This window comes from Arthrobacter arabinosi (assembly GCF_054511115.1).
In genome coordinates this window covers 217,236-241,693 of the sequence record NZ_JBTNDF010000003.1, presented here as the reverse complement: position 1 = coordinate 241,693, position 24,458 = coordinate 217,236, and the positions used below count along the sequence as shown (strand labels likewise).

21 protein-coding genes and 2 pseudogenes are annotated in these 24,458 nt (G+C 69.8%); 14 read left to right on the top strand and 9 right to left on the bottom strand.

The features are described from left to right. Nucleotides 1-36 precede the first annotated feature (36 nt). The 4 genes from ACX80P_RS09065 (at nucleotide 37) to ACX80P_RS09050 (ending at nucleotide 5,574) form a co-directional block, all read left to right on the top strand. Nucleotides 37-1,389, top strand: coding sequence for an AfsR/SARP family transcriptional regulator (locus ACX80P_RS09065; RefSeq protein WP_459277740.1), 1,353 nt, complete (start codon nucleotides 37-39; stop codon nucleotides 1,387-1,389). A 213-nt stretch (nucleotides 1,390-1,602) separates the two neighbouring features. Further along, nucleotides 1,603-3,507 (top strand): M23 family metallopeptidase, encoded by a 1,905-nt coding sequence (locus tag ACX80P_RS09060; RefSeq protein WP_459277739.1) that lies wholly within the window; start codon nucleotides 1,603-1,605, stop codon nucleotides 3,505-3,507. A gap of 124 nt (nucleotides 3,508-3,631) precedes the next feature. After that, a complete protein-coding gene (exaC, locus tag ACX80P_RS09055) occupies nucleotides 3,632-5,155 on the top strand; it encodes an acetaldehyde dehydrogenase ExaC (protein ID WP_459277738.1) in 1,524 nt (507 codons plus the stop codon). A gap of 8 nt (nucleotides 5,156-5,163) precedes the next feature. Beyond that, entirely contained in the window at nucleotides 5,164-5,574 is a 411-nt protein-coding gene (locus ACX80P_RS09050) for a DUF779 domain-containing protein (protein ID WP_459277737.1), read from the top strand. A gap of 56 nt (nucleotides 5,575-5,630) precedes the next feature. Here the strand turns inward: ACX80P_RS09050 and ACX80P_RS09045 are convergent, their stop codons facing one another. Beyond that, nucleotides 5,631-5,942, bottom strand: a complete 312-nt coding sequence (locus ACX80P_RS09045) for an ArsR/SmtB family transcription factor (RefSeq protein WP_459278188.1) — start codon at nucleotides 5,940-5,942, stop codon at nucleotides 5,631-5,633. Nucleotides 5,943-5,944: 2 nt separating this feature from the next. Continuing rightward, entirely contained in the window at nucleotides 5,945-6,856 is a 912-nt protein-coding gene (locus ACX80P_RS09040; protein WP_459277736.1) for a cation diffusion facilitator family transporter, read from the bottom strand. A 122-nt stretch (nucleotides 6,857-6,978) separates the two neighbouring features. On the opposite strand from ACX80P_RS09040, the gene ACX80P_RS09035 reads away from it, so the two are divergent. Together ACX80P_RS09035 and ACX80P_RS09030 are read left to right on the top strand one after the other, a co-directional pair. Next, complete coding sequence (locus ACX80P_RS09035; RefSeq protein ID WP_459277735.1) at nucleotides 6,979-7,638, top strand: TetR/AcrR family transcriptional regulator; 660 nt, start codon at nucleotides 6,979-6,981, stop codon at nucleotides 7,636-7,638. A gap of 45 nt (nucleotides 7,639-7,683) precedes the next feature. Next, nucleotides 7,684-10,239 (top strand): MMPL family transporter, encoded by a 2,556-nt coding sequence (locus ACX80P_RS09030; RefSeq protein ID WP_459277734.1) that lies wholly within the window; start codon nucleotides 7,684-7,686, stop codon nucleotides 10,237-10,239. 7 nt (nucleotides 10,240-10,246) lie between these two features. Here the strand turns inward: ACX80P_RS09030 and ACX80P_RS09025 are convergent, their stop codons facing one another. Beyond that, complete coding sequence (locus tag ACX80P_RS09025; protein WP_459277733.1) at nucleotides 10,247-10,894, bottom strand: YitT family protein; 648 nt, start codon at nucleotides 10,892-10,894, stop codon at nucleotides 10,247-10,249. Nucleotides 10,895-11,122: 228 nt separating this feature from the next. Here ACX80P_RS09025 and ACX80P_RS09020 point away from each other — a divergent pair, with 228 nt between their 5' ends. The 4 genes from ACX80P_RS09020 to ACX80P_RS09005 all read left to right on the top strand — a co-directional run bounded on the left by ACX80P_RS09020 (nucleotide 11,123) and on the right by ACX80P_RS09005 (nucleotide 14,897). Then, nucleotides 11,123-11,764, top strand: a complete 642-nt coding sequence (locus ACX80P_RS09020) for an ABC transporter permease (RefSeq protein ID WP_459277732.1) — start codon at nucleotides 11,123-11,125, stop codon at nucleotides 11,762-11,764. Further along, complete coding sequence (locus ACX80P_RS09015; protein ID WP_459277731.1) at nucleotides 11,757-13,064, top strand: ATP-binding cassette domain-containing protein; 1,308 nt, start codon at nucleotides 11,757-11,759, stop codon at nucleotides 13,062-13,064. Before ACX80P_RS09020 ends, ACX80P_RS09015 begins: the two co-directional genes overlap by 8 nt. A gap of 82 nt (nucleotides 13,065-13,146) precedes the next feature. Further along, nucleotides 13,147-13,887: an ABC transporter permease gene (locus ACX80P_RS09010; protein WP_459278187.1), complete on the top strand. Its 741-nt coding sequence runs from the start codon at nucleotides 13,147-13,149 to the stop codon at nucleotides 13,885-13,887. Beyond that, nucleotides 13,884-14,897 (top strand): glycine betaine ABC transporter substrate-binding protein, encoded by a 1,014-nt coding sequence (locus ACX80P_RS09005; RefSeq protein ID WP_459277730.1) that lies wholly within the window; start codon nucleotides 13,884-13,886, stop codon nucleotides 14,895-14,897. Before ACX80P_RS09010 ends, ACX80P_RS09005 begins: the two co-directional genes overlap by 4 nt. 49 nt (nucleotides 14,898-14,946) lie before the next feature. On the opposite strand, the gene ACX80P_RS09000 is transcribed toward ACX80P_RS09005, so the two are convergent. The 4 genes and pseudogenes from ACX80P_RS09000 to ACX80P_RS08985 all read right to left on the bottom strand — a co-directional run bounded on the left by ACX80P_RS09000 (nucleotide 14,947) and on the right by ACX80P_RS08985 (nucleotide 18,492). Then, a complete protein-coding gene (locus ACX80P_RS09000) occupies nucleotides 14,947-15,945 on the bottom strand; it encodes an adenosine deaminase (RefSeq protein WP_459277729.1) in 999 nt (332 codons plus the stop codon). 104 nt (nucleotides 15,946-16,049) lie between these two features. Next, nucleotides 16,050-16,232 (bottom strand): annotated as a pseudogene (locus tag ACX80P_RS08995) (MmyB family transcriptional regulator); the annotation flags it as partial. A gap of 282 nt (nucleotides 16,233-16,514) precedes the next feature. Then, complete coding sequence (locus tag ACX80P_RS08990) at nucleotides 16,515-18,002, bottom strand: catalase (RefSeq protein ID WP_459277728.1); 1,488 nt, start codon at nucleotides 18,000-18,002, stop codon at nucleotides 16,515-16,517. A 7-nt stretch (nucleotides 18,003-18,009) separates the two neighbouring features. Continuing rightward, on the bottom strand, nucleotides 18,010-18,492 hold the full coding sequence (locus ACX80P_RS08985) for a Fur family transcriptional regulator (RefSeq protein WP_459277727.1): 483 nt from the start codon (nucleotides 18,490-18,492) through the stop codon (nucleotides 18,010-18,012). A 90-nt stretch (nucleotides 18,493-18,582) separates the two neighbouring features. Between ACX80P_RS08985 and ACX80P_RS08980 the strand changes: the two genes are divergently transcribed. The 3 genes from ACX80P_RS08980 to htpX all read left to right on the top strand — a co-directional run bounded on the left by ACX80P_RS08980 (nucleotide 18,583) and on the right by htpX (nucleotide 21,629). After that, nucleotides 18,583-19,287, top strand: coding sequence for an esterase/lipase family protein (locus ACX80P_RS08980; protein WP_459277726.1), 705 nt, complete (start codon nucleotides 18,583-18,585; stop codon nucleotides 19,285-19,287). 59 nt (nucleotides 19,288-19,346) lie between these two features. Then, a complete protein-coding gene (locus ACX80P_RS08975) occupies nucleotides 19,347-20,633 on the top strand; it encodes an MFS transporter (protein ID WP_459277725.1) in 1,287 nt (428 codons plus the stop codon). 117 nt (nucleotides 20,634-20,750) lie between these two features. Beyond that, complete coding sequence (gene htpX, locus ACX80P_RS08970; protein WP_459277724.1) at nucleotides 20,751-21,629, top strand: zinc metalloprotease HtpX; 879 nt, start codon at nucleotides 20,751-20,753, stop codon at nucleotides 21,627-21,629. Nucleotides 21,630-21,638: 9 nt separating this feature from the next. Here htpX and ACX80P_RS08965 read toward each other — a convergent pair whose 3' ends face one another. Both ACX80P_RS08965 and ACX80P_RS08960 read right to left on the bottom strand, forming a co-directional pair. Beyond that, nucleotides 21,639-22,628 (bottom strand): glycosyltransferase family 2 protein, encoded by a 990-nt coding sequence (locus ACX80P_RS08965; RefSeq protein WP_459277723.1) that lies wholly within the window; start codon nucleotides 22,626-22,628, stop codon nucleotides 21,639-21,641. Beyond that, nucleotides 22,618-23,421 carry a glycosyltransferase family 2 protein gene (locus tag ACX80P_RS08960; RefSeq protein ID WP_459277722.1) on the bottom strand — a complete coding sequence of 268 codons (804 nt, stop codon included), beginning with the start codon at nucleotides 23,419-23,421 and terminating at the stop codon, nucleotides 22,618-22,620. The genes ACX80P_RS08965 and ACX80P_RS08960 overlap by 11 nt, the downstream gene beginning before the upstream one ends. Nucleotides 23,422-24,196: 775 nt before the next feature. Here ACX80P_RS08960 and ACX80P_RS08955 point away from each other — a divergent pair. After that, a pseudogene (locus ACX80P_RS08955) lies at nucleotides 24,197-24,388 on the top strand (site-specific integrase); the annotation flags it as partial. Nucleotides 24,389-24,458: the final 70 nt, after the last annotated feature.

The window sequence follows — 24,458 nt, the reverse complement described above, 5'->3', positions numbered from 1 at the left end:
GCCATCCACCGGGACAGGTCATGAAGCGGAGTGCCGATGTCGCCGTCCCGTTCACTTGTCGAGGCCGAGTTCTCCTTCGACGCGTTGCAGCGAAGAGCTTTCGCAGCGCACGAGGCACTGGGGCAGGGTGCAGGAGTCGACGGCGACCTCCGCGGGGTCGTCCGGGAATCGTGGCGCAGGTCGCTGGGTTTCCTCCGCGATCCCGCCGAGGCGGAAGCCCGCCTGTTCTGCTCGGAGGAGGAACTCGAGTCCTACCGGCAGCGGCACCCGCTGGCCGCCGTCATGCCCGTGATCGACCGCCTCCTGGTCCAGCCGAGCCTGGAAGCGGGCATGCTCGTCGCGGTGGGCGACGAGAACGGCCGGCTCCTCTGGGTCGACGGCGACCGCGAGCTACGGCGCCGGGCGGAGGGCATGCTCTTCGTCCCCGGTGCCGACTGGTCGGAAGCGACCGTCGGTACGAGCGCCCCCGGCACGTCGCTCGCCCTCGACCGCAGCGTGCAGATCGCCGGGGCCGAGCATTTCAGCCACAAGGCCCATCCCTGGAGCTGCACGGCGGTGCCTGTGCATGATCCCGACTCCCGGACGGTGCTCGGCGTCGTGGACATCACCGGGACCGCCGACGCCGTCGCCACCCACACGCTCGCGCTCGTCGAAGCCGCGGTGGCCGCAGCCGAGGCACAACTGAGCATCCACCGGCTGCAGGACCGGCTGCCGCGAGCGAAGCGGCGCAGGCCGGGGCGCACCCAGACAGCCCTCTACCGGAACAGCCTGCAGATCTTGGGCATGGACCACGGGGTGGTCCACACGGGCGGGGCGTCGCTCGAACTGAGCCTCCGCCATGCGGAGCTGCTGACGATCCTGGCCCTCCACCCGGAGGGGCTCACCGCGGACCAGCTGGCGACCATGGCCTACCCGGAGGACGCGTCCGGGACCACCGTCCGGGCGGAGATCCTGCGGCTGCGGAAGGTCCTGGCGCCGTACGGGGATGCGACGGTGCCGCAGTCCCGTCCTTACCGGTTGCCGGGACAGCTGGTCGTCGACGCGGTGCAGGTGCTGAGCTACCTGCATCGCGGCGCCCACCGCATGGCCCTCGGCATCTATCGCGGGCCGGTTCTTCCGCGGTCGCAGGCCCCTGCGATCGTGAGACTGCGCGACGAGGTGTCGGTCCTCCTGCGCGACGCCGTCCTCAACGACGGCGCCCCCGAAACCGTGCTGCAGTACCTCGCGCTCGCGGAGGCGGAGTACGACGCCGAAGCATGGCAGCTCGCCCTGCGCGTGCTGCCGCCGCGCTCCCCGCGGCGGGCAGCGGTCGTGGCCCATGCGGAATGGCTCGACGCCGAATTGGGGGTGCCGTCGGCGACCCCCTCAAGTTCTCCTAAAGTTTGTTAGCGAATCGCAATGATCCGTCGTCGAAGGGAGGGAGGCCGGGTTAACGTTGGGCGTGGTGGCTGATGAGTGTGGGGGCGCCGTTCCCTGCCGGCTTGGCGTACTGACGTAGCACACGGGCATGACGCAGCGGACGGTTAAGGGGGGATTCTCATGGCGCACATCGGACGACACGCGGTCGTGCGTGGCGGGAGTGCGCGAACCTCCCGGACCACGATGAATGCCAGCCTGGCGATCGTCGTCTGCTTCGCGGGCTTCCAGGGCATCGTTCCGCAGTCGTGGGAGGCCACCTCCTCGGTGCCACCCGGGCGGGTGTCGGCTTCGACCGTCGTCAGGTCGGGCGCCGATGGGCTGTCCCCGACGGGCATCGTGGGTCCGTCGCTGCTGCTGCCCCTCGACGCCATCGATCCGCTGGACATCCCTGCTCCCGGGCGGCTGCCCCTCGGCGAGTCTCCCCTCCGTAGTGCCGGGCACTCCGGCTCCGAGCTCTCGGTCACCTCCACCGCCACGCGACGACCGACGGCGGGCACGCTCTTCGCACCCCTCGACGGGCTCGTGCCCAGCTCTCCGTTCGGTACCCGGACCAGCCCTATCTCAGGGGAGGAGGGCGAATTCCACGCGGGCCAGGACTATGCTGCTGCCTGCGGCACCCCTGTGTACGCCGCGGACGCCGGCACCGTGCGCGCCGTGGGCTGGCATCCATGGGGCGGCGGCAATCGCGTCGAGGTCGATCACGGGAACGGGCTGATCACGAGCTACAACCACCTGCAGGGCATCTCCGTGCAGAAGGGCGACTCCGTCAACGGCGGCGACCCGATCGCCGAGGTCGGAAGCACCGGATCGTCGACGGGCTGCCACCTGCACTTCGAGACGATCCTCGACGGCGAGCACGCGGACCCCCTGAAGTGGGCGATGGTGCCCACCACGCATGGAAAGCGTCCGGGGGCCCTCAAGGACTACAGCCCCGGTGGCAGTGATGCCACCGACATCCCGGCGTGGGCTCAGTCCTCCACGGGGTCGGACCGACCGGTGCACGGCCACCACCCGCTGGACGCCGCTCCGTCGGGCGGCAGTGTCGTCGCCGATGCCGGCGACGCCGGATCGCCGGGTGCTGCGGCACAGGGCCGCGAGCTGCCGACGCCGGAGAAGCGACCCACTATTCCCGCGGCGTCGTCGGCCGGCAGGTCTTCGACGGCCGCACCGGGTGCGCCGAAGGGCGCGGAGGGCACGCCCGCGCCCTCCGCGAAGCTAAAGGACAAGACGGCCACCACGACGGTCACCAAGGTTGCCGACAAGACGGCCACCAAGCCCGGGTCCTCGACCACGTCGGATCCTGCTCCTCCTTCCACGGGTCCGTCCGGCACGGATCGGCCCGACACGGCTCCTCCGGCAGGCAACCCGTCCTCGACTCCCGCCCCCGGAGACGTGACATCCGGCCCGGCGTCGGATTCCAAGCCCGCGCCGGCACCGACGCCCGCACCGACGCCTGCGCCGACGCCGAAGCCTGCGCCGACTCCCGCGCCTGCACCGACGCCGAAGCCTGCACCGACTCCCGCGCCTGCACCGACTCCCGCGCCGGCACCGAAGCCTGCACCGACTCCCGCGCCGGCACCGAAGCCTGCACCGACTCCCGCGCCGGCACCGAAGCCAGCACCGACCCCTGCGCCCGTCCCTGCTCCGGCCCCCGCCCCGACCCCTGATCCCACGACACCGGATCCCTCGTGCGACACGGATCCGTCGGCACCCGAGGACCCGGAGTCGACGCAGACCAGCGACGGCGCCGATCCGGCAACGCAGCCCGCCGCACCGGCCCCGCCGGCTGCTGAACCAGCTGCGCAGCCGGCAGCCCGGCCAGCAGGGCAGCCGACGGCGGAGGAGGCCCCGAAGGACGGAGCGGGGACGAGTACAGGAGCGGACACGGAGCCGACGCCTGGTGACGGATCCGAGCCCGCCCCTACGTCGTGCGACGACCCGGAGGCACCTACCGATCCGGACGCACCAATCGATCCGGACGCTCCCGCCGATCCCGACCCTGCGTCGTCGCCGGCCGGAACCGAGCCTGCTGCGCCGGCGCCCGCCCGGCCCGAGGGCGAGGCGGTGCCCGCCGACGGGGAGGGCTGACGCCGCGGCCCGGAGACCCGCGGCGCATGGCACGAGCATGCAACGTTGATGCAACCTTCGGGCTCCTACGCTGTGGATCGGGGACGACGACGTCCTCCACCCAAGGAGTTCAAGGAGTTCGACGATGACTGTTTACGCCCAGCCTGGCCAGGACGGATCGAAGGTCAGTTTCAAGCCGAGGTACGAGAACTGGATCGGTGGTGAGTGGGTTCCCCCCATCAAGGGCCAGTATTTCGAGAACATCTCGCCGGTGACGGGCAAGGCCTTCTGCGAGGTGGCGCGTGGCACCGCCGAGGACATCGAACTGGCGCTGGACGCAGCCCACAAGGCCGCCCCCTCCTGGGGCAGGACCTCCGCGGCGGACCGCGCGCAGGTGCTGAACCGCATCGCGGACCGCATGGAGCAGAATCTCGAGATGCTCGCGGTCGCGGACACCTGGGACAACGGCAAGCCCGTGCGGGAGACCCTCGCCGCAGACATCCCCCTCGCGATCGACCACTTCCGGTACTTCGCCGCCGCCGTCCGCGCGCAGGAGGGCGCCCTGTCCCAGCTGGACGAGGACATGACGGCCTACCACTTCCGCGAGCCGCTCGGCGTCGTCGGGCAGATCATCCCGTGGAACTTCCCGATCCTCATGGCCACCTGGAAGCTCGCCCCCGCCATCGCCGCAGGCAACGCCGTCGTGCTCAAGCCCGCCGAGCAGACGCCGTCGTCGATCCTCGTGCTGATGGAGCTGATCAGCGACATCCTCCCGGCCGGCGTCATCAACGTCGTGAACGGGTTCGGCGTGGAGGCCGGGAAGCCGCTCGCGTCCAGCAAGCGCATCCGCAAGATCGCGTTCACCGGTGAGACGACCACGGGCCGACTGATCAGCCAGTACGCGAGCCAGAACCTGATCCCGGTCACGCTCGAGCTCGGCGGCAAGAGTCCGAACATCTTCTTCGCGGACGTCGCGGACAGCAACGACGCGTTCTACGACAAGGCGCTCGAGGGCTTCGCGCTCTTCGCCCTGAACCAGGGCGAGGTCTGCACCTGTCCCTCCCGCGCCCTCGTGCAGGGCTCCATCTACGACTCCTTCATGGCGGACGCGATCGCCCGCGTGGAGAAGATGGTGCAGGGCAACCCGTTGGACACCGACACCCAGGTGGGAGCCCAGGCCTCCAACGACCAGCTCGAGAAGATCCTCTCCTACATGGACATCGGCCGCCAGGAGGGCGCGAAGATCCTCACCGGCGGCGAACGGAACATGCTCGACGGCGACCTCGCCGAGGGGTACTACGTGAAGCCCACCGTGTTCGAGGGCTCCAACAGCATGCGGGTGTTCCAGGAGGAGATCTTCGGCCCCGTGGTCTCGGTGACGCGTTTCAACGACTACGCGGAGGCACTGGAGATCGCCAACGACACCCTCTACGGCCTCGGTGCGGGCGTCTGGTCGCGGAACGGGAACGTTGCCTACCGTGCCGGGCGCGAGATCCAGGCCGGGCGCGTGTGGGTGAACAACTACCATGCCTACCCGGCAGGAGCGGCTTTCGGGGGCTACAAGTCCTCCGGCATCGGCCGCGAGAACCACGCCATGATGCTGGATCACTACCAGCAGACGAAGAACCTGCTGGTCAGCTACTCCGAGTCCAAGCTCGGATTCTTCTAGGAGATGCCGTGACCGTCGAGGCCTCGGTGACCATCCCCGGCGAGACCACGTCCCGGGTGGCGCTGACCGATGCCGCCGTCGAACTGCTGGACAAGCTCTGGCTCATCCACGGTCCGCTGATGTTCCATCAGTCCGGCGGATGCTGCGACGGCTCCTCGCCGATGTGCTACCCGGCAGGCGAGTTCATCACGGCCGAGGCGGACGTGCTCCTCGGGGTCCTGGACATCTCGACGGGGGGCCATCCGGAGGGCGGCGAGCCGCGACCCATCGATTTCTGGATGTCGCGGGAGCAGTTCGAGTACTGGCGCCACACGCACCTGACGGTCGACGTGGTCCAGGGCCGGGGGAGCGGCTTCTCCGTGGAGGCCCCCGAGGGCAAGAGGTTCCTCATCCGTTCCCGGCTGATGAGCCAGAGCTGACGGACAGGGCCCGGCGCGGTGCGCCGGGCCCTCTCCGTGCCCCACGGTGTCCTGCGTCAGGGGTGGCCGTCGTGACCGGGGTCCACGGCGAGGACGATCCCGAGGAGATCCGTGAGTGCGTGCCCGAGCTTCGGGTCCACGAGTTCGTAGCGGGAGCGCCGACCCTCCGGCACCGACACGACCAGGCCGCAGCCCCGCAGGCACGAGAGGTGGTTGGAGAGGCTCTGGCGGCTGACACCGAGCAGCCCGGCCAGTTCGCTGGGGTAGGCGGGAGCATCGCGGAGCGCCACGAGGATCCGCACGCGCGTCGGATCGGACAGGGCAGTGCCGACGCGCTCCAGGACCGACGTCGACGTCAGGGTCTTCAGCATCAGTGCATCAGCTCCGTCTCATGGCGCATGTGCCCGAGCGGCTCGATCTGGAAGGTGCAGTGGTCGATGCTGACGTCGAAGTGCTGGCCCACGCACTCCTGGAGCTGGTCGAGCACGGCGTGCGCGGAGCCGTCCCGGTAGCAGTCGTCGTCGACCGCGATGTGCGCGGTGAGGACGGGCAGGCCCGTGGCGATCTGCGTGATGTGCAGGTCGTGGACGTCGCGGACATGGGGCAGGCGCGCGATGTGCGTGCGGACCTCCTCGAGGTCGATGCCCGCGGGGGTCGACTCGAGCAGGACGTCGATCGTCTCGCGCAGCAGTTTAAGGGTCCGCGGGATGATCAGCGCGCCGATGAGCAGGGCCACGACGGCGTCCGCCCGCATCCACCCCGTCAGCGTGATGACGATGGCCGCCGTGATGACGGCCACCGACCCCAGGGCGTCATTGAGCACCTCGAGGAACGCGGCCCGGAGGTTGAAGCTGGCGGTCCGGTGGCGTGCCAGCAGCCCGAGAGCGGCGAGATTGCCGATGAGGCCGACGACGCCGAAGACGACCATCTGCGGGGCTGCGACATCCTCCGGCGTGATGAGGCGCCGAACCCCCTCGACCAGGACGTAGGCGCCGACGGCGAGCAGGAACGCGGCCTGCAGCAGGGCCGCGATGACCTCCGCCCGGCGGAAGCCCCACGAGCGGCGCGCCGACGTCGGCCGCACCGAGAGCGTGGCGGCGCCGAGCGCCATGGCCAGGCCGGCGGCGTCCGTCAGGACGTGCACGGAGTCGAAGAGGAGCGCCAGGCTCCCGGTCCACAGCGCCCCGACGAGCTGGAGGACGAAGACGCCGAGCGTGATCGAAAGGGCGCCGGCCAGTGGGCCGCGCCTGTCGGTGCTCGTGGGGGAGTGGTGGTGGCCCATGCCCCGATAGTACATCGCCCGGTGAACCCTCGGGGCGCTTCGGTCAGGGTGCGCCCGGGCGCGCGGAACCCCCTCCTGACGCCTTGTTGCACGCTGTGCAACAATTCGCCTACGCTGGGGGCGTGCTGGACCCCACCGAGACCGCAGCGCCCGTTGGCCGCCGCGAGCAGAACAAGATCGACACACGCCGGGCGATCGCGGATGCGGCCTTCGACCTCGCGCTGTCCGTAGGGCCGGGCTCGTTCACCGTGGACCAGATCGCCGGTCGCGCCGGTGTCTCCCGCCGCACGTTCTTCAACTACTTCCACAGCGCCGAGGACGCCCTGACCGTCCGCACCGACGGCTTCCTCGAACTGGCGCTGGAAGTGTTCGGGCGCATGCCGCAGGACGAACCCCTCTTCGACTCCATCATCCGCGCGTTCACGGAGACCACCCGCATGGAGGGCCTCTCCCAGCACGGCGCCCTTTTCCGCATGGCGGACACCAACCCTGATCTCCTGCGGGCGCAGTTGCACTCCTGGGAGCGGGCGGAGGTGCGGATCGTCGAGGGACTGCGTTCACGCCTCGGCGCGGATGCCTCCGAGCTCTACCTCACGGCACTCGTCGGAAGCGTGCTCTCCTGCACCAAGGCCGCAATGCGCGACTGGGCCGCCATGACGCCCGAGTCCGCCGGCGAACCGGGGCAGGAGCTCGAGGGGCGCATCCTCGCGGCCCTGACCATGCTGCGCGACGGGTTCTCCCCCGGCGCCATCCACCCTCCTGTGTCCGTCCCCGGGTCCTGATCCGTGTCCTTCCCCCGTCCGCTCCCTTCCTGCTAGGACTCCTCCATGGCTTTTCTCCTGTACCGGCTCGGCTCGTTCGCGTTCCGGAGGCGGTGGTGGGTCGTCTCCGCGTGGCTCGCCATCATGCTCGCGGTCGGCGGGGCCGCCGTCGCGTTCTCCGGGACGCTCACGAACAACTTCACGATCCCCGGGACGGAGTCCCAGCGGATCTCCGACCGGCTGCGGGAGGAACTGCCGGAGGCGGTCGGCGGCACGGGCACCGTGGTCTTCACCGCCGACGGCGGCGCGGCGTTCTCGCCCGAGCAGCGGGCGGGCGTGCAGTCGGCCCTGGCCGACATCGCGGCGCTCGACGGCGTGCGCAGTGTCATCGATCCCTTCGACGTCGCCGACCAGGTGGCGTCCGGCGGCGAGGAGCTCGAGGCGGGCCGCGCGAAGCTCGACGCCAGCGAGCAGCAGCTGGACTCCGGAGAGGACCAGCTCGCGCAGGGCCAGCAGCAGCTCGACCAGCAGCGCGCCCAGTTCGAGCAGGCCCGGGCGCAGCTCCCGGCAGCGCAGGCCACGGCCACCGCCCAGCAGCTCGAGCAGGGCCAGGCGAAGCTGGACGCGAGCCGCACCGAACTGGAATCCGGGCGGGAGCAGCTCGACTCCGGGCGCGCCGAACTCGAGCTCGCGCAGCGGCAACTCGACGCCACCTCCGGGGTGAGGCTGGTGTCCGAGGACGGCTCCACGGGCGTCGCCAGCGTGCAGTTCGACCAGCAGATCAACGCGGTCTCCCCGGAACTGCGCTCGATGGTGCAGGAGAAGGCTGCCGAGGCGGAGTCGGCGGGAGTGACGGTCGAGTACAGCAAGGAGATCGTCGAGGACGTCTCCGGCATCGTCGGGGCCACGGAGGCCCTCGGCCTGGCCGTGGCCGCCGTCGTCCTCATCCTGATGCTGGGCACCCTGATCGCCGCCGGACTTCCGCTCCTCATGGCCATCGTCGGTGTCGGCGTGGGTGTGGGGATCACGTTCGCACTGTCGGGGATCGTCGAGATGAACAGCATCTCCCCGGTCCTCGCCCTCATGCTCGGCCTCGCCGTCGGCATCGACTACTGCCTCTTCATCGTGAACCGGCACCGGACGCAGCTGCTCCACGGCATGGACGTGCAGGAATCCATCGCGCGGGCCACCGGCACCGCCGGGAACGCCGTCCTCTTCGCGGGCATCACCGTCATCGTGGCCCTCGCCGCGCTCGCCGTCCCGGGGCTGCCGTTCCTGACCGTCATGGGTCTCTCCGCCGCGGGCACTGTCGCGGTGTCCGTCCTCGTGGCCCTCACGCTCACCCCGGCGCTCCTCGCGCTGATGGGGCGCCGCGTGATCTCGAAGCGCCGCTGGGCGAAGGCCGCCGGCCACAAGCACTCCGCCGCCGCCCCGCTGGACTCCGAGGACAGCACCGCCCTGGCGGACCAGCGCGCGGCGAGGGGCGCGGGCTGGGGCGGCCTCGTCACGCGGAAGCCCGTCCTGACGGTCCTCGCCGGAGTGGTCCTGCTGGGCGTGATCGCCGTCCCTGCGGCCCAGCTGCGCGTCGGGCTTCCCGACGGCGGCACGGAGCCCGCCGATTCCACGGCGTTCAAGGCGTACAGCACCATCGGCGACAGGTTCGGCGCCGGGACCAACGGTCCGCTCATCGTCGTCGGCTCCCTCCCCGAGACCGCCGACGAAGCGGGACTCACCGCCCTCCGGCTCGACGTCAACGACCGCCTGCGGGACGTACCCGGCGTCGCCGCGTCCGTTCCCGCGACGGTCAGCGAGGACGGCCGCACCGCGATCTTCCAGGTCATCCCCGAGGAAGGGCCGGCCAGCGAGGCCACCGAGAACCTCGTCCGCGATCTTCGCGCCGCGACCGACGAGTTCGAGGAGCAGACAGGCGTCCCGATCGCCGTGACCGGTCAGACCGCCGCGAACATCGACGTCTCCGCCAAGCTCATGGAGGCCCTGCCGGTCTACCTCGCCATCGTGGTCGGATTGTCCCTGCTCCTGCTCCTGCTCGTCTTCCGCTCCATCCTCGTGCCCATCATCGCGACGGCCGGCTTCCTGCTCTCCCTGCTGGCCAGCTTCGGCGCCACGGTGGCCATCTACCAGTGGGGCTGGCTGGGTGACGTCTTCGGCGTCACGAACCCCGGGCCGATCCTGAGCTTCCTGCCCATCATCCTCATCGGCGTGCTCTTCGGCCTCGCGATGGACTACCAGATGTTCCTGGTGTCCGGGATGCGGGAGGCCTACGTCCATGGGGACGACCCGAAGGCCGCGGTGCGGATCGGCTTCAGCCACGGCGCCCGGGTGGTGACGGCCGCGGCGATCATCATGGTCTCCGTGTTCGCCGGCTTCGTGTTCTCCCACCTGGCGATGGTGCGCCCGATCGGTTTCGGCCTCGCCTTCGGCGTGCTGCTGGACGCCTTCGTGGTCCGCATGACCCTGGTGCCGGCGGCCATGTACCTGCTGGGCCGCCGTGCCTGGTGGCTCCCCGCGTGGCTGGGGAGGATCCTCCCCGACGTCGACGTCGAAGGGGCCCGGCTCCTGCGCGACGAGAAGGAGAAGGAGGCCGTGCCGGTCTCCGTCTGAGGTTGCGTCAGGCGCCGAGGTAGCGCCCGGGCCTGTGGTTCAGCGCCACGACGAGGTTCAGCACCACGGCGCCGACGGCGGACAGCAGGACGCTCGGAGGTTCGACGACGGTGAACGCGGCGAGGATGACGGTGGTGTCGAGGGCCATCTGCACGTACCCGGCGCGCCAGCCGAGGCGTTCCTGCAGGATGAGGGCGAGGATGTTGAAGCCGCCGAGGCTCGCCCTGTGGCGGAAGAGGATCAGCAGTCCCACGCCCGCCAGCAGGTTGCCGCCGAGCGCCGCGTACAGGGGATGGGGGGTGAGGCCGCCGAGCGCCAGCGGGTGCAGGGCGGACAGGCCCGCGACGAGGGCGACGGCCACGATGGTGCGTAACGTGAAGTCCCAGCCCTTCTTCCACACGGCGAGGGCGAAGAACGGGACGTTCACGGCGAAGAACAGGACGCCGAAGGACAATCCGCCCGCATAGCTCAGCAGGAGGGCGAGGCCCGCCGTCCCGCCGGTGACGGCGCCGCTCGTCGTGAGCAGGAACAGGCCGAGGGACACCGTGAAGGTGCCCGTGACCATCCCCAGGATGTCCTCCGCCACCGAGTGCCGGACGATGGCATCGGCAGTGTCCGGGGCGCGGGTCGGGGCGCGGGTTGCTGTGGTGTCCATGGCGGCAAGCTATCACCGGCATTCGAGGCCGGAGGCAGGGGCGGCCCCTGATGTGAACGAAAGCACAGGGATGCCGCGTCATACTCGGCGCCCGACCGGGCGTCGAAGTTCCTCACCCTCGGCTCCCGATCTCCGGTACGGTTGAAAAACAGCTGGCTTGTGGTTCCACCTTCGGGGTGCGCTATGCGCTGGACCCGGATGCGGCCACGCCGCGGGTAGGAGATGGGCATGGTCGACTACGTGGGCAGCAGGCTCGACCAGATCCTGTTCGCCGGCTGGCAGCACTTCTCACTCGTGGTCCAGTGCCTGCTGATCGCGACCGTCCTGGCCATCGCCATCGCGGCGCTCGTCTACCGCAGCCCGGGTCTCACCGCCGTCGCGAACAGCGTCTCCGCGATCGGCCTGACCGTCCCGGCCTTCGCCCTCGTGGGCCTCCTCATCGCCCCGTTCGGCTTCGGCGTCCTGCCGGCCGTCATCGTGGTGGTGTTCTTCGCGGTCCTGCCGATCCTGCGCAACGCCGTCGTCGGCCTGACCAGCGTGGACCGCTCCATCGTCGAATCAGCCAGGGGAGTGGGCCTCAGCCGCCTCCAGACCTTCCGCCGGATCGAGCTGCCCATGGCGTGGCCCGTCATCCTGGCCGGCGTCCGGGTGTCGGCGCAGATGATCATGGGCATCGCCGCGATCACCGCGTACGTGCTCGGGCCGGGCCTCGGCGGCTTCATCTTCACGGGCCTCGCCCGGCTCGGCGGGGCCAACGCCCTCGAATCCGTCGCCACCGGGATCATCGCCGTGATCATCCTGGCCGTGGTGCTCGATCTCCTTCTGGTCGGCCTCGGCCGGCTCACGATCCCGCGAGGTATCCGTGTCTGACAACATCCCCGCCTCCCAGGCGGCCCCGGGCCGCAGGGCCGACGTCACCGGTGCGAGCATCCTGCTGGACAAGGTCAGCAAGCGCTATCCCGGGCAGGCGAAGGCGGCCGTCGACGGCCTCACCATGGAGATCCCCGCCGGCAGGATCGTCATGCTCGTCGGGCCCTCCGGGTGCGGCAAGACCACCACCCTGAAGATGATCAACCGCCTCATCGAGCCGTCGGAGGGCCGGATCGTGCTCGACGGCGACGACGTCACCGCGATCGACGGCGATGCCCTGCGCCGCCGCATCGGTTACGTCATCCAGGCCGGCGGCCTCTTCCCGCACATGACCGTCGCGACGAACATCGCGATCGTCCCGAAGATGCTCGGCTGGAGCAAGGAGCGCGTCGCCGCCCGCGTCGACGAACTCCTCGAACTCGTCTCCCTCGACCCGGAGCAGTACCGGAACAGGTTCCCGCGGGAGCTCTCCGGCGGGCAGCAGCAGCGGGTGGGCGTCGCACGGGCGCTCGCGGCGGACCCGCCCGTGCTGCTCATGGACGAGCCCTTCGGCGCCGTGGACCCCATCACCCGGGTGCGACTGCAGGACGAGCTCATCAGCATCCAGAAGGAGCTCCAGAAGACGATCGTCTGCGTCACCCACGACTTCGACGAAGCGGTGAAGCTCGGGGACTGGATCGCCATCTTCACGGAGGGTGCGCAGCTGGTGCAGTACGACACCCCGGAGCGGATCCTTGCCGAGCCCGCCAACGAATTCGTCGAGAACTTCATCGGCGCGGGTGCCGGCCTGAAGCAGCTGACCCTGACGCGTGTGAACGAGGTAGCCCTGCAGTCCGCCGTGACGGCGTCGCCGGGCGATCTCGCGTCCGACGTCCTCTCGCGTCTCGACCAGGAGGGCCACGACCACGCGGTCATCATCGACGGCCGCAACCGGCCACTGCAGTGGCTGTCACGCCGGCAGCTCGCCCGGCTCGAGCGGATCGGCGGGGACTCCGATCCCCGACTGCCCGTCATCGGCGAGCGCGCCACCCTGAACGACGCGTTGGACATCATGCTCGTCTCCAGCGTCGGGGCGGCGCTGGTCACCGGCGGACGGGACAGCTTCAGCGGGGTCGTCGACGTCGAGACGATCATGGTGGCCATGAGCCAGGCGCACGCCCGGGCACGCACCTCCCACGCCGAGGGCAGACCGGTCGGCATCAACACCGGAGCGCTCACCGCCCTCCCCGGAACCGGTGACGGGTCCCGCGACGAGCCCGCCGCACTGCGATCCGCGGGCAGGGGTACCGCGGGTGAGTGAGCACGCCGGCGTCGGCACGGCCCTCGCCGGTCCGACGGCGGGTGCCGCCACGGCCCTCGTCCCGCAGGGGGCGGCCGACCCCCTGACCGTCAGTACTGCCCGCGGCTGGCGTCCGCTGATCCTCCAGCTGGCCGGAATCCTTCTCGCCGGCGGCCTGCTGGCCGCCTGGCTCCTCACCGCAGAGCTCACGGAGACGGAACGGACCACCCTCAATCCGGCCGCACTCCTCGTCTACACGCGGGAGCACCTCGCGCTGACGCTGCTGTCCGCGGCGATCGTGCTCGTGATCGCCATCCCGCTCGGCGTCCTGCTGACCCGGAAGCCGTTCCGGCGGCTGGCCGGGCCCGTCCTCGCGGTGGTGAACGTCGGTCAGTCGGCGCCCGCCATCGGCCTCGTGGTGCTGCTCGCCGCCTGGCTCGGCTTCGGCTTCCGTGCCGCCGTGACGGCCCTCGTGGTGTACGCGCTCCTGCCGGTCCTGCGGAACACCATGGTCGGCATCGGCCAGGTGGACGCCCGGCTCGTCGAGGCGGGCCGCGGGATGGGCATGAGCGCCGCAGCGGTCCTCCTCCGCGTCGAGCTCCCCCTCGCGGTGCCCATCATGCTCGCGGGTATCCGGACGGCGCTGGTGCTGCTCGTCGGGACAGCCGCGCTGTCCACCTTCATCAACGGTGGCGGTCTCGGGATCCTCATCACCACGGGCGTCAACCTCAACCTGTCGCGGGTCCTGATCGCCGGTGCCGTGATCGTGGCCCTCCTGGCGCTGCTCGTGGACTGGGTGGGGCGCGTCGTCGAACTCCTCGCCCGCCCGAAGGGACTCTCATGAGCCGGCATCCCGGTACGCCGGGCCGTCGGGCCCGCACCGCCGTCGCGCTCACCGGCGTCGCCGCCGTGGGGCTCCTCCTGGCCGGGTGCGGGCTGCAGCCTGCCACCTCCTACGTGCCGGACGCCGGCCCGGGCTCCATCCAGCCCGTCGACGGCGCCGACGGCGCACCTCTCACCGTGACGTCCAAGAACTTCACCGAGCAGCTGATCCTCGGGAAGATCTCCGTCCTGGCGGCCGACGCCGCAGGATTCGACGTGACGGACCTGACCAACGCTCCGGGCTCGCAGCCCGTCCGCGACCTCATCGTCTCGGGCGAGGCCGACCTCACCTGGGAGTACACCGGGACGGCGTGGCTCGCGTTCCTGGGCAGGGACGCCGGTATCGCGGACCAGCAGGAGCAGTGGACGGCGGTCCGGGACGCCGACCTGCCCAACGGGCTCGTGTGGGGGGAGCCGGCACCCCTGAACAACACGTACGCCATGGCCGTGCGGACGGAGGCGATCCCGGAGCTGGGCGGCATCACCACCATGTCGGGACTGGCCCAGTTGCCCCCCGAGGAGCGGACGTTCTGCGTGGAGGCGGAGTTCAACTCGCGCGCCGACGGGATGACGCTCATGCTGCAGCACTACGGTCTGGAACGCGGAGCGGCAACCGGTGTCCCCGACGCGAACATCGGCATCTACGACACCGGCGCCATCTACGGGGCGACCGACACCGGCGCCTGCAATTTCGGGGAGGTCTTCGCGACGGACGGGCGCATCGAGGCCCTGGACCTGACCCTCCTCGAGGACGATCTCGGCTTCTTCCCGGCCTACAACGCCGCGCCCGTCTACTACGCGGAGACGCTCGAGCAGTTCCCGGAGCTCCGGGACGTGTTCGCGGCGATCACGCCGGCCCTCACGGACGAGGCGCTGCGCACCATGAACCTCCGCGTCGACGTCGAGGGTGAGGAACCCGCCGACGTCGCCTTCGACTTCATGGTGGACAACGGCTTCATCTCTCGGCCCTAGCGGCCGGGGCGGGCCGGTGCGTCGTCTCCTGGACGCCGTGCGCGGAGCCCTAGGACGCCGCGGCGATCCGCCAGTCCTCGATCTCCGCCAGCAGCTGCCGGCGCCGTCCCTCCCCGACGAACGCCGACCGGACCGAATTCGCCGCCAGCCGCGCGCGGTCGTCGACGCTTAGGCCGAACGCGTCCACGAGGGCCGCCACGTTGTCATCGAGGTAGCCGCCGAAGTATGCGGGGTCGTCCGAATGCACGGAGACGTTCAGGCCCCGGGCCAGCATGTGGGGCAGTGGATGGTCGCCGATGGCGTCGACGGCCCGCAGCCGGACGTTCGAGAGCGGGCAGACCGTCAGCGGGACCTGGTCCGCGACGAGCCGCTCGACGAGCGCCGCGTCCTCCAGGCACCGGATCCCGTGGTCGATCCGGTCGGCCCCGAGCAGGTCGAGCGCCTCCCAGACGTAGGCGGGTGGGCCCTCCTCGCCGGCGTGCGCGACGCACTTCAGGCCTGCGGCCCGCGCGACGTCGTACACCTCGCGGAAGAGCGACGGCGGGTAGCCCACCTCCGCCGAGTCCAGGCCGATCCCGATGATCGGGGCGTCCATCGCGAGGAGATCGTGCAGGACGGCGAGCGCCTCCGCCGGGGGACGGTCCCTCAGGAAGGCGGCGATGAGGGAGGTGCTGATGCCGGCGTCGGCCTCGCTCGTGGACAGGGCGGCCACCACCCCGTTGATGCACGTCTCGAGGGGCACGCCGCGCGCCAGGTGCGCCTGCGGATCCATCATGATCTCGGCGTGGCGGACTCCGGCTGCGGCGGCCCGCCGCAGGTACGCCCGCGTCATGTCCGCGAAGTCCTCCTCCGTGCGGAGCACGTCCATGTTCGCGTAGTAGAGGTCGAGGAAGGACTGCAGGTCCGTGAACGCGTACCGCGCGGCGAGGTCAGCGGGGTCGGAGTAGGGGAGGGTGATCCCGTTCCGTGCGGCGAGCGCGAAGATGAGCTCGGGTTCGAGGGTCCCCTCGATGTGCAGGTGCAGTTCGGCGCAGGGCAGTGGCGGCATCGTCCCAGCCTAGGAGAGAACGACGGCGGGCGGCCAGACGGGAGCGTGCTCGGACGGCCCGGGTGATCATCATGGGAGGACGCGTTCGACCACGCGGCGGAGGCCCGCTCCCAGTTGGCGATGCGCTCACGGGCCAGCGGGTCGAAGACCATGAACCGGGGGGAGGACGAGGACGGCCGCAGGCCGGTGAGCACCGCAGCGAGCAGTGCGTTGGTGGCCAGCACGTCACCGCGCCGGCCGAGGACCAGCGCCGGGACGCCGCACGGGTGGGAGCTGCAGTTCGCCACGAACCACCCGGGCCACCTCGCCCTCGCCGCGGGACTCCACCCCGCCCTCGCGGCAGCCGGCGGTGCGCGTCGTGTCCGTGAGCTCGGGTGGTCACGGGAACTCCGACATCGTCTACGACGACCTGTTCTTCGACCGCCGCCCGTACGACGCCGGGCAGGCCTACGGCCAGTCCGGAGGCTGTGGGAGGTCTCGCTCGGGCTCCTGGCCCGTGCGTGACCCCGGGAACGCAGAAGGAGGGCGGACCCGTATGGGTCCGCCCTCCTCGGGTCCTGCCGGAGTGCCTAGTAGAGCGCGGCTTCCGACTCGGTGGCGGGCGTCTCGCCGCTGCCGAGGTTCGCGGCGAGCTTCGCCCCGAGCTCGGCGTCGACGTTGGCCCAGTACTGGACGGCCCGCGCGCGGATCTCGTCGCTCTGGACGCCGCCGACGGCCCCGGTGATGGTTTCCAGGAAGCGGGCGCGCTGGGCGTCGTCGAACACCTCGCGGTAGAGCGTCCCGGCCTGGCCGAAGTCGTCGTCCTCGGCGTGCAGCGAGTGTGCTGCGCGGACGAGGTCGCCGTCGTTCTCCCAGCCGCCGTGCGCACCGTACTGCGCCGGATCGGCGGCGGGCCCCCCGACCGAGTTCGGTGCGTAGACCGGGGTGGAGGCCGTGTTGAAGTGGTAGCGCGCCGCGCCGTCCTTCGAGTAGTTGCGCACCTCGTTCTTCGGCATGTTCACGGGCAGCTGCGCGTGGTTGGTGCCCACGCGGTAGCGGTGCGCGTCGGCGTAGGAGAAGATGCGCGCCTGCAGCATGCGGTCCGGGCTCGCGGCGATGCCGGGCACGAAGTTCGACGGCGCGAACGTGGCCTGCTCGATCTGCGCGAAGTAGTTCTCCGGGTTGCGGTTCAGCGTGAGCCTGCCGACCGGGATCAGGGGGTAGTCACCCTGCGGCCACACCTTCGTGAGGTCGAAGGGGTTGAAGCGGTACGTCTTGGCGTCGTCGTACGGCATGATCTGGACCTTGAGGTCCCAGCTCGGGTGGTTGCCCCTGGCGATGTTCTCCGAGAGGTCGCGCAGGTGGTGGTCGGCGTCCGACCCGGCGAGCGCCTCGGCCTCGTCGACGCTCAGCACCTCGTGGCCCTGATTGGACTTGAAGTGGTACTTGACCCAGAACTTCTCGTTCAGCTCGTTGATCCACATGTAGGTGTGCGAGCCGTAACCGTTCATGGTGCGCCACGAGTTCGGCAGGCCGCGATCGCCCATCAGCCAGGTCACCTGGTGCGCTGATTCGGGGCTGAGGGTCCAGAAGTCCCACTGCATGTCGGCGTCGCGCAGGTTGGTGCCGGGCAGGCGCTTCTGCGAGTGGATGAAGTCGGGGAACTTGATGCCGTCGCGGATGAAGAACACCGGGGTGTTGTTGCCCACGAGGTCGTAGTTGCCCTCGGAGGTGTAGAACTTCAGGGCGAAGCCGCGCGGGTCCCGCCAGGTGTCCGGTGAGCCCTGCTCGCCGGCCACGGAGGAGAAGCGCAGGAGGGTCTCGGTCGTCGCGCCCTTCTGGAAGAGTGCGGCGCGCGTGTACATGCTGACGTCCTCGGTGGTCTCGAAGACACCGAACGCCCCGCCGCCCTTGGCGTGGACCACACGCTCGGGGACGCGCTCGCGGTTGAACTGGGCCAGCTTCTCGATGAGGTAATGGTCGGTCAGCGGGATGGCGCCGTCGCGGCCGAGGGCGGACGAGTTGCTGTCGTCGATGACGGGGGCGCCGGACTGGGTGGTGCTGAAGTTCGCGGACATAGTGCTCCTATTCCTGGTGGGGGGATCGGTGGTGGTCTGGTGCTGCCGGACGGCAGTCGTCGCACAGGCCCTGGTAGAGGACCTCGGCGATCTGGATGGTCATGCGCGACGCGCCGGGGGACCATTCGGGTGTGAGGCACGGGGCGTGCCCGACGGCGCAGTCGACGTCCTCGATCCGTCCGCAGCCGGTGCAGATCGCGTGGTGGTGGTTGTCGTCCACGCGCGTCTCGTAGCGGGCGGGGGAGTGCGGTGTCTCGATGCGGCGCAAGAGGCCGATCTCCGTGAGATCGGCCAGGATCACGTAGACCGACTGGACGGTGATCTGGGGCAGCTCGGCGCGGACCGCCGTCGAGACGTCGTCGGCGGTGGCGTGCGGCGACTGCTCGAGGGCGGCGAGGACGGCGAGGCGCTGGCGCGTCACGCGACGCTGGTGCGCGTGCAGGGCAGCGGACCACCGGGCCTCGCGGGTCGTGCCGGTCGTCTGCATCATTGCTTCAGTGAACCAGTAAATCTGAGTAATTCATAATAGGACGGATTATTTCTGCCCCACGCGGGCCGTCCGGTCGGTACCGTTGAGAGAGTGAACCTCTTCGTGCGTGGCTGGGCCTGGGTGCTGGACTACGCCTATGTGGGGTTCTGGCAGGTCCACGGCTTCCTCGTTCGGACGGATCCCGCGCACTACCTGACACCGGCTCCGGGCGCGCCCGAGGGGAAGGCGCCCGTCCTGCTCCTTCCCGGCATCTATGAGACCTGGCAGTTCATGCGGCCCATCGCCCACCACCTGCACCGGGCCGGCCACCCGGTCCACGTGGTGCAGAAGCTCGGCTACAACCGCGGCACCGTGGAGGCGATGGCACACCTCGCCGCCGCCCACCTGACGGAGCACGACCTCGAGGACGTCGTCATCGTCGCGCACAGCAAGGGTGGCCTGATCGGCAAGTTCCTCCTGACGATGTCGAGTGCGGCGCCGCGCGTCAACCGGCTCGTGGCGGTCAACACCCCGTTCTCCGGGTCCATCTACGCGGCCTTTTTCCTGGTGCCGAGCATCAGGGCGTTCTCCCCGTACAACCGGACGCTGCAGATGCTCCGCGCGAACCTCGCGCTGAATGCGCGCATCACCTCCATCTACGGGCGGTTCGATCCGCACATCCCCGGCGGCAGCTTCGTGGAGGGCGCCCGCAACGTGCAGCTCGATACGATGGGCCATTTCCGGCCCATCGCGGACGGGCGCGTCCTGGACGAGATCGAGCGGGCGATCGCGGCGCGCGACGGCGAGACCGCCTGAGGAGTACGGCGCACGATAACCGTTGCCGCAGCGAATCAATGCGCGGCTAGACTTTCCCCGTGCCCAGACTCCTCGCCGACATCACCCCGCTGAAGGAGAGTCCGGCCTTCCGGCGGCTGTACATCGGCACCGCGCTCTCGGCCATCGGAACCCAGCTCACCATCGTGGCCGTGAGCCTGCAGATATACTCCCTCACGCAGTCCACCCTGAGCGTCGGACTGCTCAGCCTGTTCGCCCTCGTGCCCCTGGTGGTGGCGGGCCTCTACGGCGGTGCGATCGCCGACGTGCAGGACCGCCGCACCATCGCGCTGGTCTCGGGGCTGGTGCTGTGGGCCACCACCACGGCGATCGCGCTGCAGGCATGGATCGGCCTCGACAGCGTGTGGCTGCTCTACGGCTTGATCGCCGTCCAGTCCGGTGCCGCCGGCATCAACCAGCCCACGCGGAGCTCGATCATCCCGCGGCTGGTGCGGCCCGCGCTGCTGCCCGCCGCGAACGCGCTGAGCATGATCACCTTCGGCCTCGCCTTCACCGTCGGCCCGCTGCTCGCAGGGCTCCTCGTGGCGCAGGTGGGCTACGCCTGGACGTACACGGTCGACGTCGTCACCTTCACCTTCGCGCTGTGGGCCGTCTACCGGCTCCCGCCTCTGCCGCCCGAGGGCCCCACACGGAGGGCCGGCCTCACGACGGTGCTCGAGGGGTTCCGCTTCCTCGGTACGCGGCCGAACATCCGCATGACGTTCATCCTCGATCTCATCGCCATGATCACGTCGCAGCCGCGGGCTCTCCTGCCCGCCGTGGGTGCCGTGCTGATCGGCGGGGGTGAGCTGACCGTCGGTGTCCTGCTGGCGTCCGCCGCCTTCGGATCGGTGCTGGCCGGACTGTTCTCCGGCCCGCTCGGGCACATCCACCGGCAGGGCCAGGCGGTCATCTGGTCGATCGTCGGGTGGGGCGCGTCCGTCATGGGCTTCGGATTCGTCGTCGTCCTGGCCACCGCGAGTGCCGCACCCGCGGCGGGGGAGGGCGAGATCTCCGTCTGGGTTCTTCCCGCGGCCGCCTGCCTGGTGCTGGCCGGCATCGCCGACTCCGTCAGCAGCGTATTCCGCAACACCATCCTCCAGTCCGCGACGCCCGATGCGATGCGCGGGCGCCTCCAGGGCGTGTTCATCGTCGTCGTCGCAGGTGGGCCGCGCCTCGGGGACATGGTGGCCGGCGGGCAGGCGGCGTGGCTGGGGGAGGGCTGGACCGCCGTCGTCGGGGGAGCCGCGTGCATCGTGCTGGTGCTCGCCGTCGCCCGCTGGCAGCCCGGCTTCGCGCAGTACGACGCGCGGCACCCGGAGCCCTGACGAATCCTCCTCCCCGCCCTCCCGCAAGGACGGCCGGTACGATGAGCGGAACAGGCCGCCCGGCGTCGCCGTTGTAGTGATGGGCCGCCACGGCCTCCACGGCGCAAGGAGAGAGCAGTGCACAACCACTTCAACGGTGCCAAGACGGCGCTGCTGTTCGGCGCCCTGATGGGGATCTTCCTCGTGTTCGGCGCGGTCATCGCCGGCGCCACCGGCAGCTCCATGTTCATCTGGCTGTTCGCCCTGCTGGGCGTCGGCTCGATCGCCTACAGCTACTGGAACAGCGACAAGATCGCGATCCGCAGCATGCGCGCCGTCGAGGTCACGGAGCAGCAGGAGCCCGCCATGTACCGGATCGTCCGGGAGCTGAGCACGCGGGCGAACAAGCCCATGCCGCGGCTCTATGTCTCGCCGACCATGGCGCCCAACGCCTTCGCGACGGGCCGTAACCCGGAGAACGCGGCGGTGTGCTGTACGCAGGGGATCCTGCAGCTGCTGAACGAGCGTGAGCTGCGCGGCGTCCTCGGACACGAACTCATGCACGTCTACAACCGCGACATCCTCACCGGCTCCATCGCCGCCGCCGTGGCCGGTGTCATCACGTCCGTGGCGCAGATGTTCGCGTTCACCGGCATGATGGGCGGCAACCGCAACTCGGGCGGCAACCCCATCGCGGCGCTGCTGCTCGCCGTCCTCGCCCCGCTGGCCGCGGGGCTCATCCAGACCGCGATCGGCCGTACCCGGGAGTATGACGCCGACGAGGACGGCGCCGCCCTGACCGACGACCCCCTGGCCCTCGCGTCGGCGCTGTGCAAGCTCGAGAGCGGCACCCAGCGGGCGCCGCTGCCGCAGGACCAGCGCCTCGTCAACACCTCGCACCTGATGATCGCCAACCCCTTCAAGGGCGCGGGCGTGGGCAGGCTGTTCGCGACCCACCCGCCGATGGACCAGCGCATCGCGCGGCTCGAGGGGATGGCCGGGCGTCCGCTGAGCTGACCGCTCAGCTCAGGTGACGGTCCGCCACGGCTCGCCCGGTGTCGCGTCTGCAGCCCGGGACTTGGTGGAGTGGGCGAGCTGTCGTCCCCGGAGATACCCTCCGGTTGTGCACGCCAGGACAGCGATGACGGCTCCGGCCTGGCCGAGCCCGGCGCTGTCCCTCCTCGTTCCCCAGTTCCGGACCCCGGACAGGACCGCGCGGGGGAGGATCCTCCGCACGTAGCGGCGCTCCGACCCAAGCGCCCGCTTGTGCCCCACGAGGTGGCTCACATGCGCCTTCGACAGTCCCTCGGACCAGGCGCGCGCCAGCATGTAGCTCAGCGTGCCTCTGGCGGGGGGCACATGGTGATGGACCACGGCTGCAGGATCGTAGACGATGCGGGAGCCCGGCGAGGCGAGGGATGAGCGGATGCAGATCTCCGTCTCCTCACAACCGAGGGGTTTCGCTGCCTGTCGGCCGAGATCTTCATTGAAGCCGCCGACATTCTCCAGCACCTCGCGGCGGAAGGACATGTTCGCGCCGATCAGGTTCCGGACCTCCGCCGCCATGCGCGGCATGCCCCGGTAGCTGCACCCGACGATCCAGTCGAGTTCCTCGCTGAAGTAGGATGGACGGCCGGCCTCCCACACGGGATCGGCCCGCCCGCCGACGGCGAGCACGTCGGGGTCGTCGTAGAAGGCAGAGAGGCGTTCGAGCCAGTCCGGAGCAGCTTCGGCATCGTCGTCGAGAAAGGCGACGATCTCCGACGTCGCCACGCTGACCCCGGTGTTGCGGGCGCCGGCGAGCCCGGCCTGTGCCTGGCTCTCCACCAGGACCACATCGCGGACATCCATGAGGAGACGCTTGTACAGGTCCTCGTTGTGGTCGACGACGACGATGATCTGATCCGGCACGAGGGACTGGACCCGCACGGACTCGACGACCTTCGTCAGGAGGTCCAGGCGATTCTCCGTGTAGGTGCAGATCACCACGGATATGGTCGGAATTTCACTGTGCATAGGAACTTTCCACCTCACTCGGTACGACGAGAACGGATTGCGGATCGGTTGGCGTGTGGGGGAGACGGACGTTCGGGCAGGTGTATTTCACCCGACGGAGGGATTCCGGCCGTGCCCCGCCGGTGGGAGGCTCCCAGGTGCTGCATTCGCGGGCGAGTGTGCGAAGGACCCGCCATCCATCGCGAAAGGTCTGGAGGTTCGACGCTCCCGAGATCCGGTTGAGTTCCATGCTGGGCACCTCGGCGATGCGCAGACCTGCACGCGCTGCCCTGGTGATCAGTTCGGTCTCGATCTCGAACCCGTCCGACTCGAGTTCGAGGACGGCGACACACTCCCTGCGCAGGGCGATGTAGCCGTAGCACAGGTCGGAGTAGTTGCTGCGCAGCACTGCGTTGGCCAGTTCGGTCAGCGCGCGATTGCCGAAATGACGGAGCAGGGTGAGGTCTTCGGAACCGCCCCCGGTGACGTAGCGCGAACCCTTGACGAAATCGAAGTCGTGCAGGAGCGGGGAGACGAACCACCCGATCTCCTGCGGGTCCATGCTGCCATCCGCGTCGAGCATGACGATGATGTCCCCCGAGCACGCCGCCAGTCCGGCGCGGACGGCGATCCCCTTCCCTGCACGTGGTTCCGCCACCACCACGACGTCGACCCGCAGCGCCTTGGCGACCTCGACGGTGTAATCGACCGACCGGCCGTCGACGATGACGACCTCGTCCACGTAGGAGGGCATCCGACGAAGGACCCACGGCAGGTTCATCGCCTCGTTGAGTGTGGGGATGACGACGCTCACGGACGCGCGTGGAGCCGGCTCGTCGCTGCTGGAGGACGTTCGCGGACCGGGATAGGTAACAGACAAGGGGGCTCACCACTTTGCAGATCGAAGGGCGTGGCAGCCAAGAGCAGCAACTGCCAGGAGCCAGGCGACGTCCCCGAACACGCCTGACGGACGGCGGTCCTCCCACCCCCGATACCGGCTGGAACGCCGTTCGAGAGTCCGTCCTCCAAGCGGAACCGCCCTTGCCTCCGGATGAACGGAGGGAGAACCGCAGGTGCTGCCTGGTGAACGTCAGCCTAAATCGTTCTCCTCGGGGTGTCGCCGTCCGCCCCCACCCGAGTTGCGGGGGAACCGCTACCCGCATCGCCCAGCGGGTACTTGGGTTCCAGCCGATTTACTGGGTGAGCGGGTTCCCTCTACTCGCGTGCTGCCCTCTCCTGCCTGCCCGACCGGAAGTCCCCGGGGCTCGGGCAGGCACCCTGACGCTCTGCCAGGGTGCCTGCGCACAGGGGCGGCCCGTCCGGTCCCGGCGCTACCTGCCTCGGGCGCCACCTGCTCCCGTGGGCTAGCGCATGTTCACGAACCTCTGACCACTGATTGTTGGGCGTCGACCGCTGTTGAAAACACTGCCAGCAGAGGGAAGTAGGAGATGTGCGACGTTGGCGGATGGGGTCCCGTTTCGGGACTCTTGCGGACTTTCTGCGGACTAGGAGTTGCACGAGCGATCTTGCTCGAGCTGAGTGCCCGCAGCCACCGGTTGCGCTTCCTTACGCTCTCGATTGCGCCTTCGGTGCGGCACACCGCGGCGAGCTTCGCGGTCTCGGCTGGCGCGAATGTGAAAGCGGTAGAGCGGATGCTTGGGCACAGCTCCGCAGCTATGACTCTGAACGCGGTGACGGTGGGATTTGAAACCTCTTGGCGCTGCAGGTCACAGCGGTCAGCATTGAAATCACGGCATTTGAGGTCACTCGAAGTCAGCTGATATCACACCATGTGTGGGCAAGTTGTGGGCAAGTTGTGGGCGGCACTTGAGCCCGCCAGCCTTCAACGCT

Coding starts and splice junctions, on each gene's coding strand:
- ACX80P_RS09065 (WP_459277740.1), top strand. CDS start 37: ATGTCGCCGTCCCGTTCACTTGTCGAGGCCGAGTTCTCCTTCGACGCG.
- ACX80P_RS09060 (WP_459277739.1), top strand. CDS start 1,603: ATGAATGCCAGCCTGGCGATCGTCGTCTGCTTCGCGGGCTTCCAGGGC.
- exaC (WP_459277738.1), top strand. CDS start 3,632: ATGACTGTTTACGCCCAGCCTGGCCAGGACGGATCGAAGGTCAGTTTC.
- ACX80P_RS09040 (WP_459277736.1), bottom strand. CDS start 6,856: ATGGGCCACCACCACTCCCCCACGAGCACCGACAGGCGCGGCCCACTG.
- ACX80P_RS09030 (WP_459277734.1), top strand. CDS start 7,684: ATGGCTTTTCTCCTGTACCGGCTCGGCTCGTTCGCGTTCCGGAGGCGG.
- ACX80P_RS09025 (WP_459277733.1), bottom strand. CDS start 10,894: ATGGACACCACAGCAACCCGCGCCCCGACCCGCGCCCCGGACACTGCC.
- ACX80P_RS09020 (WP_459277732.1), top strand. CDS start 11,123: ATGGTCGACTACGTGGGCAGCAGGCTCGACCAGATCCTGTTCGCCGGC.
- ACX80P_RS09005 (WP_459277730.1), top strand. CDS start 13,884: ATGAGCCGGCATCCCGGTACGCCGGGCCGTCGGGCCCGCACCGCCGTC.
- ACX80P_RS09000 (WP_459277729.1), bottom strand. CDS start 15,945: ATGCCGCCACTGCCCTGCGCCGAACTGCACCTGCACATCGAGGGGACC.
- ACX80P_RS08990 (WP_459277728.1), bottom strand. CDS start 18,002: ATGTCCGCGAACTTCAGCACCACCCAGTCCGGCGCCCCCGTCATCGAC.
- ACX80P_RS08985 (WP_459277727.1), bottom strand. CDS start 18,492: ATGATGCAGACGACCGGCACGACCCGCGAGGCCCGGTGGTCCGCTGCC.
- ACX80P_RS08965 (WP_459277723.1), bottom strand. CDS start 22,628: ATGCACAGTGAAATTCCGACCATATCCGTGGTGATCTGCACCTACACG.